The organism is Pseudomonas sp. LG1D9 (assembly GCF_002949995.1).
GTDB classification, from domain to species: domain Bacteria; phylum Pseudomonadota; class Gammaproteobacteria; order Pseudomonadales; family Pseudomonadaceae; genus Aquipseudomonas; species Aquipseudomonas proteolytica.
In genome coordinates, this window is the sequence record NZ_CP026881.1 from 5,037,948 (window position 1) to 5,053,162 (window position 15,215).

Here is a 15,215-nt window from a genome sequence, read left to right on the forward strand (position 1 = left end):
CCACAGACAAGCCCGCTCGCCACAGGCAAGCTCATTGCCACAGAGGGCCTGCCTCAGGTATCAGGCAAAGGCTTTCTCGCTGATGACGCGCCCGGCCTGCATGCGCACCAGTTGGTCAGCCACATCGAAGTAACGGTCGTCGTGGGAGATGACGATGATGGTCTTGCCCAGGCGCTTGAGGTCCGGCAGCAGCTCGGTGTAGAAAATCCGCCGGAAGGTCGGGTCCTGATCGGCCGCCCACTCGTCAAACACCAGCACTGGGCGCTCATCGAGCCAGGCGTTGACCAGGGCCAGGCGCTTGCGTTGCCCGGTGGACAGGTCGGTGGTGGTGAAAGCACCGTCGCGCACGCTGACCTTGTGCGCGATCTCCAGGCGCTCCAGGTATTGGGTGGCGTCGTCGGGCAGGGCCTTGTCGTTCTGCACCAGGTCGTCGAACAGGAAGTAGTCGGCAAAGATCGTGGTGAACATCTGGCGGTAGTCGTCCAGGCCCAGTGCGTCCACGGGCAGGCCGTTGAGGCGGATCTCGCCTTGCTGCGGGGTGTACAGGCCCAGCAGCAGCTTGATCAGGGTGGTCTTGCCGCAGCCGTTTTCGCCGACGATAAACAGGATTTCCCCTGGCTCGATGCTCAAATTGACCGGGCCCAGCTTGAACGGCTCGCTGCCCTCCACGGGCGGGAAGGCGTACTGCACGTTGCGCAGTTCCAGGTGCTTCATCACCGGCACGCTTTTGTCGGCGTCGTCGAGCAGCAGGTGCGGTTCCGGCGAGGAGAAGCGCTCCGACAGGTCGGCAATGCGGCGGAAGGCAATTTGCGCACGGCTGATGATCGGCAGGTTGCCGATCAGGTTTTCCAGTGGGCCTTTCATGTACAGCAGCACCAGGACAAAGCCGCTCATCACCGCCGGGTCCGAGCTGGGCCAGAACTGTTGCAGGGTCAGCGCCAGGCCAATCACCACAAAAAACAGCATCGAACCCAGGCTCTTGGCGATCACGAAAATATTGATCGAGCGGATATGGGTATCGCAGATATGGTCGGCAGTGCCCTGGATATTGCGGGTGTGCATGGCGTGCCGGCGCGGGCGGTGGATACGCAGTTCCTTGGCGCCCTCGGCAATCGCCGAGTAGTGTTTTTGCAGGTTGTCTTCGGCATCGCGGGCCGCGTAGAAGCCCTTGATGCCTTTGCTTTGGGCCACGAACTGCACCGCCGAACCGATCCCGATGGCCAGCAGGGTCATCAGGAAGATCGGCCAGGACAGCACCGCCAGGTAGCCCAGGCAGCCAAGGATCACTGTGGTGGAAATCGCCAGCGGGGCGAAAGCGAAGGCGAAGTCGCTGATGGTGTCGACGTCGTGGGTCAGCACCGGGATCAGGCGGTGGGTGCGATAGCGCTCGATCTGCTCGATGGGCGCGGCGAGCACCTTGGCGCCGAGGTCCTTGCGCAGTTTGGCAATCACCTTCTGCCCGACGAAGTTGGTGCCGATATCGGCGCCGATACTGCTGAGCAAGGCCAGCAGGCACAGCCCGGCAAAGGCCAGGACCACGCCGGTACCCATGCCGTCGGCGCTGTGCAGGCCGCGGTTGACCGTGGCCAGCAGCGCGGTGACGCTGAGGCCGCCGATGATGCCCAGGGTGATGGAAGAAATGACAATCCGTCGATAGGGCTTGAGCAGGCTCAAGAGTTCGCGAATGGCGCTGCGCGGTGCTGCGGTCATGAAACTACCTCGATCGCGACGTGGCTACGTGCTGTGGGCAAGTGAAGGCCTGCGTGCGCAGGTTTACCGCTGGCAGGCCGATAGTAGGAGGACGAGTCGGGTGGGGCGCGATTTAGCCTCGCACCGAGTTGCGCAGGCTCACAGGTCCCGTGCCACCCGCAAGCCCAGCCAGTCGCCGCGCACATTGGAGTAGAGGCTGTTGCGGTTGCCGGAACGGGAAAAAATCGGCGCTTCGCCCCAGTCGTTGCCGCGAATCTGCCGCACCTCGCATTGCCCGGTCAGCCAGGCGCTGCCATCGCTGGGCGCGCCCACATAGCTGTCGTGTTCACAGTCTTCGACCCATTCATAAACGTTGCCGTGCATGTCATACACACCGAACGCATTGGGCGCATAGCTGCCGGCGGGCGAGGTGTAGCTGTAGCCATCCGCCGGTCCGTAGGTATTGGCGTGCTTGGCGATGCCGTATTTCTCGCCCTCGTCGAACGGGAACGGGAAGGGCCCGGAGGTACCGCCCCGAGCGGCGTACTCGCGCAGGGACTCGCTGACCAGGCGGTAGTGCTTGCCGGTTTTCTTCGACAGCCAGGCGACATAGGCATTGGCTTCGGCAAAGTCCATGCACACGGCCGGATGCTTGGCGGTGATGGGGTAGCTGGGCTTGCCAGCCGTGCATTTGCGCCCTGGTCGCTCGTCGCCGTCGGGCATTTTATAGCCGGTCTCCCGTATAAAACGGTCCCACTCGCCGGCCAGTACCTGGAAGCGGCTGATAGCCACGGGTTTAGCGAAGGTCACGTCATGGATCGGCCCCTCGTCGGGCTGGCGGCCGACTTCATCGTCCGGGGTGCCCATCTTGAAGGTGCCGGTGGGCAGCACCACCATTTCCGGGCAGTGCTTGCAGTCCTTGAACACGGTGCCGGGCTTGGGCGGTGTTGCGGCCTGGGCGGCTGGCGCCAGGCAGGCCATCAATGCCGTCAGGGCCAGGGACTTGAGCAGCGTTGGGGTGAGCGGTTCATCGTTCATGAGTCGTCTCGATAACAAGAAAAAGGCGTCAAAGGGTTTTGTCGAGCAGCGCCAGGAAGCGGTCGACTTCATCTTCGGTATTGAGCAGGCCCGGCGCAGTGCGCACCACCGGGCCGACATCGCGGTTCACCGCGTCGCTGATGACCCGGTTGCGCATCAGGTAGGCGGCCACCTTGTCGCTGTCCTGGCCCTTGACCCGGAAGAAGCTGAAACCGGCCGACAGTTGCGGGCTGGCGGGGGTGACCAGCTCGATGTTCGGGCGTGCCTGCAAGCGGTCCTTGAGGTAGGTATTGAGGCTGTGGATGCGCTGCTGGACCTCGGCCTTGCCCAATTGCAGGTGCAGCTTGAAGGCCTCATCCAGCGCCCAGCGATGCTCAAAGGCGTGATAGCCGCCGGGGGAGAAGGAGGTAGCAAAATCGGTGTCTTCGGAGAACGTCGGCAGGCTGGGGGTGAGGTTGGTCACTTGCTCCGAGGCGGCGCATACCAGGCCGGTGCCCCGTGGCCCGAACATCCATTTATGGGTGCCGGCAATAAAGAAGTCACAGTGCATGTCCGGGAAGGCCAGGTCTTCGACGCCAAAGCCATGCACGCCATCCACCACGTAGAGAATGCGGTCCTTTTCGTCACGCCCCTGGTTGTGGCGCTTGACCAGTTGGCCGATTTCGCCGATCGGCAGTTTCACGCCACTGCCCGACTGGACCCAGGTCATGCCCAGCACCCGGGTATTGGGGCGGATACTGCGCTCGATGCTCGTCAGCACTTCATCGGCCGACACGTGGTGGGCGTTGGCGAACAGCTTGATCTTGCGCACTTGGGTGGCGTCACGCTGGGTGCGGAACGCGAGGATGCTGTCGGTGGAAAAGTGTTCGTGCTCGGTGGTCAGGATTTCCTGGTCGGGGCGCACGCGCAGGCCGCCGTAGATCATCGCCAGCCCTTCGGTGGTGCTGCCGGTGAGGGCGATCTGGCCGGGCTTGGCCTGCAGATAACGCGCGGCCCATTCACGTACCTGGCTTTCGCGTTTCCAGGGTTCCTGCAGGTCCCAATCCATGGTCAGGCCGGGGTTGCGGTCAATGGCGGCGCGGTGGCGCTCGATGGCCTCGCGTACCGGCCTTGGGTGGGAGGTGATCAGGAAGTTGGAGAAGTGGATGTAGTTCGGGTCCTGGTCGAACAGTTGGCGCAGGCTGGCCCACTTATCGGCGGGTGCCTTGGCGCTGGCGGCCTGAACGTCCAGGCTGGCCCCCAACGGCAGGCTGGCGGCGAGGATGCCTGCCTGTTTGAGAAAGGTGCGACGGTCGCTCATGGTATCTGCTCGCTTGGCGGCACGCCGGGCTTGGCGGACTGTTGCACCTGCTCCCACACCCGCAGGAAGTTGCCGCCCCACAACTTGGCGATATCGGCTTCGGAGTAGCCACGGGTGAGCAGTTCGGCGGTCACGTTGCGCACCTCACTCACATCGTTCCAGCCCTTGACGCCGCCGCCTTCGTTGAAGTCCGAGGCGATACCGACGTGGTCGATACCGATCTTGCGCACGGTGTAGTCGATGGCATCCCCCAGGTCCTTGAGGCTGGCCTTGGGCTCCTCTTCGAGAATGGCGTAGAGCTCGCTGGCGTATTCGCCGAACTTCTGTTCCGGCCAGGCGGCAATGATCGGGTCGCCGGGCATCAGGGCCATCGCCAGGTTGGGCAGGGGCGGCAGGTCGAAACGCGCGCGCAGTGCGTTGAGCTTGTCCTGGATCGGTTGGCTCAGCGGGCGCAGATACCCGCCGAACGCCACCACTTGCACCACACCGCCGCTGTTCTTGATCAGTTGCAGTTCTTTGTCGCTGAGGTTGCGCGGGATATCCACCGAGGCGCGGGGCGCGGAGTGGGACGCGACCATGGGCGTGCGGCTCAACTGCGCCACTTGCTCGAGGGCGGTGGTGGACATTTGCGACACGTCGATGATCACGCCCAGGTCGTTCAGGCGCTGCACCGCTTGCTTGCCGATGGGTGAGAGGCCGCCGAGGGCGTCCGGCGAGTCATTGAAAAACGGCAGCGGGCGCGAAGAGTCGGCCCAGCTGTTATTGCCGATGTAGCTGAAGCCGAACATGCGCATGCCCCGCGCCGTCCACATGTCCAGCAGGTTCAGGTCATTGCCCAGGGGGTAGGCGTTGAGCATGCTGATAAAGATCGCAAACTTGCCCTCGCCATGCAGGCGGCGCAAATCGGCCGGGGTGTAGGCAATGCCCACCTGGTTGGGAAAATCACGAACCATGCCGGTAATGATCTTGTAGCGCACCTCTTGCTGGTTTCGGGCCTCGTCGACAAAGCCTGCGGTGGGTTTGTGCGGCGCGTTGGGGCCATTCCACAGTTCGGGCCAGCCGAACACCGTCAGCGCCGCCCCCGACAGGCGCCCGCGACTGGCCTTGGCCAGGTCGAACTGGCCGCTGCCGTCCTTGTCTGCTTCATGCCCGGCGGTGCCGAAGTCCAGGGGCACGGTGATATGGCTGTCGAACGAAAGCAGGCGGTCCTGCAGTTCATTGGCCTGCTTGATCACTTCCAGCGAATAGCCGGCGTTGCCGCGAAACCAGTGGTCCCAGGCAAAGCCTGCGCCGGCAGCGATGGCCAGGGCCAAGGGCAGGCCGATGTATAGAGCCTTTTTCGAACGTGGTTTTGTCATTGCCATCTCAGTCGGTTCGCCTTTGAGGTGCAGGCGCAAGGGGCCTTTGCTATCTGGGAAGAACGAGCGCAGGCCCGGAAAATTTAAGTATCCCCACCATCAATGGTGGGAGCCGGCTCCCACAGTAAATTTGCTGTCCGGCAAAACGTTCTAGCTTGGATAAAGCCTGCTCCAAGGCTGACACAGGTAGGAACATGACGATTTCTCGACGAGGGTTTATCGCAGGCCTGGCGCTGACCGGCGCCGCCGTACCTGCAGCCTTTTATGCCCATCGCGAGTTGACGCGTGAGGAGTTCCCCATCACGCCCGAGGAAGCCACGGTGGACCTGGCGGACGCCGCCGGCCAGCAGTTGGCGAACAGCCTGCGCGGGATCTGGAGCCTGCGCCTGGAGGGGCGTGATGCCGGGTTGCACGGCTTGCCCCTCGATGATCTGCAACTGTTTATTGATATCGCACCGCGTGGCCGTGGCGTGCGCGGCTACCTGGACACCGCTGGGCACCTGCGGGGGCCGGATGAGCCGCGCTACCAAGTCCTGGGTGATCTGGTTCCGGGCAATGCAGCGCTGCTGTACTGGCGCCTGATCGACCGCGACTCGCCAGATGGCATGCCGACCTATGAATTCAAGATGAGCCTGGACGAAGTCTGGGACAGTTTCGGCAATGCTGGCAGCGGCACCCTCAGCGGGCAGATCCTCAGCCTCGACCGGCCCCTGGCAGCGTTGGAGCTGGATAACCGGTTTGTCGCCACCAAGCAGTTGTTCCCCGAAGCCCGCGAACGAATCGGCCTGAACCCTGCGCTCCTGGCCTGGTTGATTGCCCCCGAACACCGCCTGTTCCACCAGCTCTGGCACGCCTCGCGGGACCAGTGGCACAAGCTGCCCGAAGACAAGCGCAATGCCCTGCGCGGTATCGGTTGGCAGCCCGGGCCACGGGATAACGAGCGCGACGCCCGTGGCCCGCGCAAGGATCGCAATGGCTCGGGTATCGACTTTTTCTTCATGCACCGGCACATGCTCGGCACCGCGCGTTCCCTGCAGGACTTGCCGTCCTGGCCGCGCTTCCCGCAGCCCCAGCCAGAGCTTGAGCGTGATCGCCAGGGCTTTGCGCGCTACTTCGACAATCACGATGGCTTCGCACTGCCGCCGACCTGGACGGCCAGTGGCGACGAGCAGTACAGCCAGTGGGTCAGTGATATCAAGGCGGCCGAGACCTATCACAGCAACTTCCAGGTGTGGGAGTCGCAGTACCGCGACCCGCGTTACCTGGCCAAGTTGACCCTGGGCCAGTTTGGCTCTGAGGTTGAGCTGGGGCTGCACGATTGGTTGCATATGCGCTGGGCGTCGGTACCGCGCGACCCGTCCAATGGCGCGCCGGTGCCCTTTGCCCGGGATCCGGCGGATTTTGCGGCGCGTTGGTATGAGCCTGAGAATGACTTTTTGGGCGACCCGTTTTCCTCCCATGTAAACCCGGTGTTCTGGCATTTTCACGGTTGGATCGATGATCGCCTTGAGGATTGGTTTCGCGCTCATCAACGCTTTCATCCAGGTGAGCTGAACCGCCTGGAGGTCAATGGTGTGCCATGGTTTGCGCCTGGGCGCTGGGTTGAGGTGGGTGATCCTTGGCTGGGGCCGGATACCCATGGTTGCAGCACCACCCCCGGACTGCAGATGGGCCGCACCGTGGAAATGGACCCGGAAACCATGAAACTGGCGTTGCGCATCACCTTCGGTGCCGATGACGACAAACTGCAGGACTTGTTCCGCAAGGTGCCCAAGCGGCCGTGGTATGCGCGACATTTGAAGGTCAAGGAACGCACGATTTGACCGCCGCGTGTGTGGGCTTTTTGTGGCTAGCTGGCTTTTTGTGGGGCGCGGGCTTGCTGTGGCGAGCGGGCTTGTTGTGGCGAGCGGGCTTGTTGTGGCGAGCGGGCTTGCCCCGCGCTGGGCTGCGAAGCAGCCCCCCCTAAACCTCCCCGCGTTTATTCAGGCAGACCGAGGCGCCTGGTTTTAGGGCTGCTTCGCAGCCCAGCGCGGGGCAAGCCCGCTCGCCACAACAAGCCCGCTCTCCACAGCAAGCTCGCTACCTGTTAGATATCGGACGCCTGCCACCCGCCGCCCAGCGCCTTGTACAGCGCAATACTCGCCGCCAACCGCGCCTGGCGCAGTTGCACGTTCAAATCCTGGGCGGCATACAGCGTGCGCTGGGTTTCCAGTACGGTGAGTAAGTCCTCCGCGCCAGCCTCGTAGCGGCTTTGGGCGATGCGGAACGCGGTCTGCGCCTGGTCCAGTTCCTCGCGCTGCCATTGGCGCTGTTCGTCCAGCCGGCGAATGCTGCTCAGGGCCTTCTCCACATCGGCAAAGCCATTGATGATCGCTGCGCGATAGGTTTGCAGCAGTTCATCCTGGCGTGCCGTGGCCTTGTCACGTTCGGCGCTGAGGCGGCCGTTGTTGAAAATCGGTGCGATCAGCCCGCCCGTGAGGTTGTAGAACGGGTTGCGCAGCATATCCGCGGCGCGGTTGGCGCCGGAGCCCAGGTTGGCGGTAAGGGTGATGCTGGGCAGCATGGCGGCGCGGGCGACAATGATGTCGGCCTGGGCGGCCGCCAACTGCGCTTCGGCACTGGCGATGTCCGGGCGGCGGCTGAGCAGGTCGCTGGGCACGCCGGCAGCGATGCTCGGCCAGCGCAGTTGATCAAAGGCCTGTGGCGTCAATTGCAGCGCCTGCACCGGTTGGCCGAGCAGGGCGGCGAGGCTGATTCGGGCAGCCTCGGCGCGCTGGCGTACTTCTGGCAACTGGCGTTGCTGCGCGGCGACCAGGCTCTTTTGCTGGGCCAGCTCAAGCTGGGTGGCAGAGCCTGCTTCATAACGGGTCTGCACCAGCTTAAGGACGTTCTGCGCATTGGCCAGGTTCAGTTCGGCGATGCGTTGTTGCTCGTGCAGGGCCAGGAGCTGGGTGTAGGTGGTTGCCACGCCGCTGAGCAGGGTCAACTCCACCGTGGCACGCTCGAATTCACTGGCGCGCACCGCCAGTTCGGCACTGTCGCGCGCGGCGCGCTTGCCTCCCCAGAAATCGATTTCGTAGGTGGCCGTCAGGCTGGCATTGAAGTAGTCCACCGCGTCGTTGTTGTTGTCGGCGTCCAGTTCGCTGTAGCCCTTGCCGCGCAGCAGTTTCTGGCGGTTGGCGTTGAGTCCGCCCTTGACTTCGGGCAGCAACGGCGCGCCGGCCACCACGGCGCCGGCCTGGGCCTGACGCACTCGCGCCACGGCGCTGGCCAGGTCGAAGCTGGCGTTGCGAGCCTGTTCGATCAGTTGGTCGAGCTGCGGGCTGGCGAAGGCTGTCCACCATTGCTGGTTGGCGTGCAGGGCGCTGGCCTGGTTTGCGGTGGCCCAGGCAGGGGGTGGCTGCAGGCCGCTGTCCGGGCGCTGCACCGGGCTGCTGCAGGCGGCCAGCAGCACGCTGGCGGCGACAAGGGTCAAGTGCGCTTTCATAGGGCGATCATTCACTGGTAAGGGCCGTGACCGGGTCGAGCCGGGCTGCTTTGCGGGCGGGCATAAAGCCGAAGATGACGCCGGTGATCAGGGCGCAGGCGAAGGCGCCCAAGGCGGCAGGCAGCGAGAAGGCGACAGCCACACTGCTGAGGATCAGCGCGCCACCCACCAGCAGGGCCAGGCCGATCCCGGCCACCCCGCCAACCACCGTGAGCATCACCGCTTCGGTGAGGAACTGGCGCAGGATGTCCCGCTGTCGAGCGCCGGTGGCCATGCGGATGCCGATTTCCCGGGTGCGTTCGCGGACGGTCATCAGCATGATGTTCATCACCCCGATGCCGCCCACCAGCAGCGAGATGGCGGCAATCGAACCCAGCATCAGCGACAAGGTGTTCTGGGTCCGGGCCTCGGCCTGGATCATCGCGGCGTTGTTGGTCAGTTCGAAATCGCGCTTGCCGTTGTGCAAGCGCAGCAGCAACTGGTCGATGGCTTTTTCTGCCTCATGCACCTTGCGCGCGTCGGCGGCGGCAATCACCACGTATTCCGGGTTGTAGCTGCCGAACAGGCGGATACTCGCGGCGGAGTAGGGGATGGCGATACGGTCGTCGCTGTCCTTGTCGCCGGAACTGGCACCTTTTTCGGCGAGCACACCGATCACCTGGAACGGCACGTTTTCGATCAGGATGTATTGGCCGATAGGGCTGGGGAGGTCCTTGAACAGCTTGTCGCGCACCCGCTTGCCAATGACCGCGACGGTCGCGGCGGCGCGTTCGTCAGCCTCGGTGAAGTAGCTGCCCTCGACCACCGGCCAGTTGAAGATCGCCGGGAAGTTGGTGTCGTTGCCACCCACGTAGGCCATGTGGTCGACGTTGCCGAAACGCACTCCGGCCTCCGCGCCATTGACCGGCATGATGCGCTTGACCTGTGGCAGCGCGGCCATCGCGGCGACGTCGTTCATGGTGATGATGCCGGGCGGTGTGCGCGGGTTGGGCGCCGAGCCGCTGACATAAAGGATATTGGAGCCAAAGGCGCCCATCTGCGCCATGACCTGGCGTTTGCTGCCTTCACCCACCGCAAGCATCACCACCACCGAGGCTACGCCGATAATAATCCCCAATAGGGTCAGGGCCGTGCGGAAGCGGTTGATCCACATCACCCGCCAGGCTGCCTGCACCGCGTCCAGCAGTTCGGCTTTCCACGCACCGTTGTGCTCGGCGCCATCGGCCAGGCGTTGGCGCAGGTCCACCGCTTGCAGGGCCTTGGGGTTGGGCTCGGCGGCAGGTTGGTCGTGGGTGTTGGAGGTGTCGCTGATGATCAGGCCGTCGCGGATTTCGATGATGCGCTTGGCCCGGGCCGCCACTTCGCGGTCATGGGTAATCAGGATCACCACGTGACCCTGGCTGGCCAGCTCGTCGAGCAGGGTCATGACCTCGGCGCCACTATGGCTGTCGAGGGCGCCGGTGGGTTCGTCGGCGAGGATGATATGGCCGCCGTTCATCAAGGCCCGGGCAATCGACACCCGTTGCTGCTGGCCGCCGGACAGTTGGTGCGGGCGGTTGCCGGTGCGCCCGGCCAGCCCCAGGCGGGTCAGCAGGGCGGCGGCACGGGCGTGGCGCTCGGCGGCGGGCGTGCCGGCATAGATCGCCGGCATCTCGACGTTTTCCTGGGCTGAGCCGGAGGGGATCAGGTGGTAGCCCTGGAATACAAAGCCAAAGGCCTCGCGGCGCAGCCAGGCCAGTTCGTCGGTGTCCAACTGGGCAACGTTTTCCCCGGCGAACAGGTACTGGCCGACGGTGGGGCGGTCGAGGCAGCCGAGGATATTCATCAAGGTGGACTTGCCGGAGCCCGAGGCACCGACAATCGCCACGAATTCCCCGGCATGGATCGACAGGTCGATCCCGCGCAGCACGTCGACCTGAGGCGCATCACCGCCACCGTAGGATTTGCGGATGTCCCGAAGTTCGATCAGCGGCGTCAACATTCAGCCTCCGCTGCTTTGGGCGGGGCCGATCAGCAGGTGATCGCCTTCGTTGAGGCCATCGAGGATCTGGATGCGCAGGCGATCACTGATACCAACCCGCACCTCGCGGTCTTCGATGCTGCCGTCCTTGGCCACCACGCGGGCCAGTTGCATGTCGGGGCGGGTGCCGCCTTGCAGGGCTGCAACCGGCGCAGTCAGCGCATTGGTGACGCGACTGGCGACGAAAAACACCTGGGCGGTCATTTCCGCCATCAACGCGTTATCGGCGTTGTCGACATCCAGCAGCACGGTATAGAGCACCACGCGGCCGCTGCCACTTTTGCTCGAACTGCTGGGGCTGCCACCGCCCTGGCTGGTTTCGTTCAGGGGCTTGGGGGGGACCGGCAGGATCTGGCGCACGGTGCTGGTCCAGCGCCGGTTGCCACCGCTCAGGGTTGTGAAATAGGCCTGCATGCCAGGTTTGACATGGCCGATATCGGCTTCCGAGACTTCCGCCCAGACGGTCATGGGCGACAGGTTGGCGATCCGCAGGATCAGCGGCGTCTGCTGCTGGCTGTTGAGGGTCTGGCCTTCGCGGGCATCCACGGCGACTACCGTGCCGGAGATCGGCGCGTAGATGCGCGTGTAGCCCAGCTCGGCCTGGTCGACCCGCAGCGTGGCCTGGGCCTGGCTGATCTGCGCCTTGAACATGTTGATGCGTGCCTGGGTGGCGTCCAGTTCGGCCTGGGCAGTCTGCACGTCTTCATCGCGGGTGGCGCCACCTGCGGCCAGACGTTGCTGGCGCTGGAACTTCTGCTGCGCCAGGCGGTTTTGCGCGTGCTGCTCCTGCAGTTGGGCCTGCAGGTTGGCGATGGAGTAACGAGTGGCGTCGAGCTTGGCTTGTTGGGTGGCGGGATCGATCTCGACCAGCAGGTCGCCTTCCTTGACCTGGGCGCCGGCTTCGACGTGAATCCGGCGGATCTGCCCCGACGCCTGCGCGCCGACATCGACGTAGCGCCGCGGCTGCAGGGTGCCGAGGGCGGTCACGCTGCTTTCGATATCGCCCCGGTGTACTTGCAGGGTGGCAAATTTATCCCGACCGGGCGGGATCAGTTGCCAGGCGGCGAAGGCGGCCACGGGGATCAGGCAAAGTGCTGCCAGCAGAGCGCGCCGGGTGTGTCGGGGACGGTTCATGCACGGGTTCCAGCCAGGAAAGTTCGGACCGCAACTCAATCGCCCGCAAGGGCAGAGACAGGCGCGGGAAGCTGTCAGGTAAACGAGGTATTTGCTCTGAAATTTAACTGCTTACATACGCCGTTACAGCTGGGCGAAACGCCAGTATTGGACGGCGAGGGTGTGGCAATTCAAATCTAGATGAGAATTACTATAAATTAGAAGGGCCCAAACTGCCATCACTGTGCGGCCACGGCAGCTACCTTCGTGCCTGCTGGAGTGAATCAGGTGCGGGCCTTAAATTTTTTTTCATTGTCCTCGTTTCCTATCAACACATGGCCTGTTGTTCAGCAGGTCGCCCAGGCTTTCCGCCCCACCGCCACGGGGCTTATCCAGAGGACACTGGAATGACACAGGCAATTGCATCGCCCGCGGTTCACGACCTGATCGGTATTGGTTTCGGTCCTTCGAACCTGGCGCTGGCCATCGCCCTGCAAGAGCGCGAGAAAGCCCAGGGCAAGCTCGATGTACTGTTTCTTGACAAGCAGGCCGACTACCGCTGGCACGGCAACACCCTGGTGAGCCAGAGCGAGTTGCAGATTTCCTTCCTCAAGGACCTGGTGACCCTACGCAACCCCACCAGCCCCTATTCCTTCGTCAATTACCTCAAGGCCCACGGGCGCCTGGTGGACTTTATCAACCTGGGCACGTTCTACCCGTGCCGCATGGAGTACAACGACTATCTGCGCTGGGTCGCCGGGCAATTTACCGAGCAGAGCCGCTATGGCGAAGAAGTGCTGGCCATCGAGCCGATCCTGCATCAGCAGCAGGTCGAGGCGCTGCGGGTGATCTCCCGGGATGCCCACGGCGAGCAACTGGTGCGCACCGCGCGCTCGGTGGTGGTCAGTGCCGGTGGCACGCCACGTATCCCCGAGGCGTTCAAGGCGCTCAAGGATGACGGGCGGGTGTTCCACCATTCCCAGTACCTGGCGCGCATGGCCCAGCAGCCCTGTGTCGAGGGCAAGCCAATGCGCATTGCGATCATCGGCGGCGGGCAGAGCGCGGCGGAGGCGTTTATCGATCTGAACGACAGCTTCCCTTCGGTGCAGGTGGATATCATCCTGCGCGGCTCGGCCCTCAAGCCTGCCGATGACAGCCCGTTCGTCAACGAAGTGTTCTCCCCGGAGTTCACCGACCTGGTGTTCCAGCAGCCCAGCAGCGAGCGCGAACGCCTGGTCAACGAGTACCACAACACCAACTATTCGGTGGTGGACCTGGACCTGATCGAGCGCATCTACGGGATTTTCTACCGGCAGAAAGTCTCGGGCATCGCCCGTCACGCCTTCCGTACCCTGACCACCGTGGAAAAAGCCAGTGCCGGGCCCTTGGGCATCGAGTTGGTGGTGCGTCACAACGCTACCGGCGAGACCGTGATCAATCACTACGATGCGGTGGTCCTGGCCACAGGTTATGAGCGGCAGATGCATCGCCAGTTGCTGGCGCCGCTCGAAGCCTACATGGGTGAGTTTGAAGTGAGCCGCGACTACCGCGTGGTCACCGACGAGCGCTGCAAGGCCGGTATCTACATGCAGGGTTTCAGCCAGGCCAGCCATGGCTTGAGCGATACCTTGCTGTCGATCCTGCCGATTCGTGCCGATGAGATTGCCGCGTCGCTGCATCAACATGATCGGCACCTGGGCCAGGGGCGTTCGGTGCGTGACGTGCTGCTGGCCACCGCGAGCTGACAGCCTGGAGCGTCGTTCCCGTGCCCGCGGGAGCGACCCTTGCCTGAACCCTTGCTGAAGAACCCGCCGATTCGCCGCACTGTCACTTTGCTCGCGCAGACTGCGGGCGTAAGCTGCGCCGGTTTTCAACCATAGCGCAGACTTTCGTGAACAGACTTTCGAGTGACAGTTGTCGACCAGGCTTGGCCAGCTGACGTGCATCTTCGTGCCGTTGCCTCGCCGTTAAAGCGAGAAGCGGTATTTCGGTGGCGAACCTCCCTGGTTCCTGCCTTATCCCCCTTTTTTCGACGCTGATTCTGCGGGCAATCAAAGGGAGATTCATCATGCAAGCCCTCAACAACATCAATCTGGATTCCCTGATCGACACCGTGGTCAGCCTTAGTGCCGCCTTTATTCTGGGCGGGCTGATCGGCTTTGAGCGCCAGTTCCGCCAGCGCACGGCGGGGCTGCGCACCAACGTACTGGTGGCGGTGGGGGCGGCAATCTTTGTCGACATGGCCAACCGCCTGGCCGGGGCCGAAGGCGCCGTGCGAGTGGTGGCGTATGTGGTGTCGGGTATTGGCTTTCTTGGCGCCGGGGTGATCATGCGCGAGGAGGGCAACGTGCGCGGGCTCAATACCGCAGCCACGCTGTGGACGTCCGCCGCCGTGGGCGCCTGCGCCGGTGCAGACCTGATCCTCGAGGCGTTCCTGGGCACGATGTTTGTGCTGGCGGCCAACACGCTGCTGCGCCCGATCGTCAATAACATCAACCGCCAGCCGCTGGACGTGGTGTCTGCCGAGGTCACCAACATCCTCTACGTGATCGCCCGGCGTACCCAGCAGCAAGCGGTGATGGCGTTGCTGGAGTCGGAACTGGCGCGCTGTAACTACCCGGCCAGTGATGTCGACGTAAGGCCCTTTGGCAGTGACGAGGTAGAGATCGAGGCCACCCTGGCGGCCAACTCGGTGGATGGCGACGAACTGGATGCCCTGGTCACGCGGATCTCACAGTCGACCCTGGTGGTGCAAGCGTTCTGGAGCCCCAGCACCACGGACTGACGGCAAAGGCTCACACCAGCCACGCTGTGGCGAGCGGGCTTGCCCCGCGCTGGGCTGCGCAGCAGCCCCAATAAGGCCCATCCATTTTTATCAGATGCACCGAGGTGGCTGGTTTTGGGGCTGCTGCGCAGCCCAGCGCGGGGCAAGCCCGCTCGCCACAACAAGCCCGCCTTCCACAATAAGCTTGCTCTCCACAACAAGCCCGCTCCCCACAACTCGGCGGTTGTCCCCAACTGATCGGAACTAGTCAAAACCGGTTTCTCAAACACCTTGAAGGGGATGCTCCTTAGAGGGGGGAGGCGGTTTTTTGCGTATATTTGACTACGCTTTAGTGAGGATTAGTCCTACATAACGGTCGGATTTTCCCTTCGGTTAAGGCATCGTTGCGTTGTTAATGTTGCGCCGTTGCACCTAGCCAGGTTCCG

General features: G+C 63.5%; 10 protein-coding genes. 3 read left to right on the forward strand and 7 right to left on the reverse strand.

The genetic code is table 11. The features are described 5' to 3' along the window. Window positions 1–60 precede the first annotated feature (60 nt). The 4 genes from C5F71_RS23375 to pvdM form a co-directional block, all read right to left on the reverse strand. Window positions 61–1,710: a cyclic peptide export ABC transporter gene (locus C5F71_RS23375; RefSeq protein ID WP_070995218.1), complete on the reverse strand. Its 1,650-nt coding sequence runs from the start codon at window positions 1,708–1,710 to the stop codon at window positions 61–63. 138 nt (window positions 1,711–1,848) lie between these two features. Beyond that, window positions 1,849–2,727 (reverse strand): formylglycine-generating enzyme family protein, encoded by an 879-nt coding sequence (locus C5F71_RS23380; protein WP_104912063.1) that lies wholly within the window; start codon window positions 2,725–2,727, stop codon window positions 1,849–1,851. A gap of 28 nt (window positions 2,728–2,755) precedes the next feature. After that, window positions 2,756–4,027 (reverse strand): aminotransferase class V-fold PLP-dependent enzyme, encoded by a 1,272-nt coding sequence (locus C5F71_RS23385; RefSeq protein ID WP_104912064.1) that lies wholly within the window; start codon window positions 4,025–4,027, stop codon window positions 2,756–2,758. After that, window positions 4,024–5,385 carry a pyoverdine-tailoring dipeptidase-like protein PvdM gene (pvdM, locus tag C5F71_RS23390; RefSeq protein ID WP_104912065.1) on the reverse strand — a complete coding sequence of 454 codons (1,362 nt, stop codon included), beginning with the start codon at window positions 5,383–5,385 and terminating at the stop codon, window positions 4,024–4,026. Before pvdM ends, C5F71_RS23385 begins: the two co-directional genes overlap by 4 nt. Before the next feature lie 194 nt (window positions 5,386–5,579). Here pvdM and C5F71_RS23395 point away from each other — a divergent pair, with 194 nt between their 5' ends. Then, window positions 5,580–7,208: a PvdJ/PvdD/PvdP-like protein gene (locus tag C5F71_RS23395; protein WP_104912066.1), complete on the forward strand. Its 1,629-nt coding sequence runs from the start codon at window positions 5,580–5,582 to the stop codon at window positions 7,206–7,208. 263 nt (window positions 7,209–7,471) lie between these two features. Here the strand turns inward: C5F71_RS23395 and C5F71_RS23400 are convergent, their stop codons facing one another. Genes C5F71_RS23400 through C5F71_RS23410 form a run of 3 tightly spaced genes read right to left on the reverse strand, consistent with a single transcriptional unit; the run spans window position 7,472 to window position 12,026 of the window. After that, on the reverse strand, window positions 7,472–8,872 hold the full coding sequence (locus tag C5F71_RS23400) for an efflux transporter outer membrane subunit (RefSeq protein ID WP_104912067.1): 1,401 nt from the start codon (window positions 8,870–8,872) through the stop codon (window positions 7,472–7,474). Between the two features lie 7 nt (window positions 8,873–8,879). Then, entirely contained in the window at window positions 8,880–10,853 is a 1,974-nt protein-coding gene (locus C5F71_RS23405; protein WP_104912068.1) for a MacB family efflux pump subunit, read from the reverse strand. Beyond that, window positions 10,854–12,026: an efflux RND transporter periplasmic adaptor subunit gene (locus C5F71_RS23410; RefSeq protein ID WP_092235484.1), complete on the reverse strand. Its 1,173-nt coding sequence runs from the start codon at window positions 12,024–12,026 to the stop codon at window positions 10,854–10,856. Between the two features lie 386 nt (window positions 12,027–12,412). On the opposite strand from C5F71_RS23410, the gene C5F71_RS23415 reads away from it, so the two are divergent. Both C5F71_RS23415 and C5F71_RS23425 read left to right on the forward strand, forming a co-directional pair. After that, the gene (locus C5F71_RS23415; RefSeq protein WP_029293121.1) at window positions 12,413–13,750 is read left to right on the forward strand and encodes a lysine N(6)-hydroxylase/L-ornithine N(5)-oxygenase family protein; all 1,338 of its coding nucleotides are present in this window, start codon (window positions 12,413–12,415) and stop codon (window positions 13,748–13,750) included. A gap of 323 nt (window positions 13,751–14,073) precedes the next feature. After that, window positions 14,074–14,790, forward strand: a complete 717-nt coding sequence (locus C5F71_RS23425) for an MgtC/SapB family protein (protein WP_029293117.1) — start codon at window positions 14,074–14,076, stop codon at window positions 14,788–14,790. Window positions 14,791–15,215 lie beyond the last annotated feature (425 nt).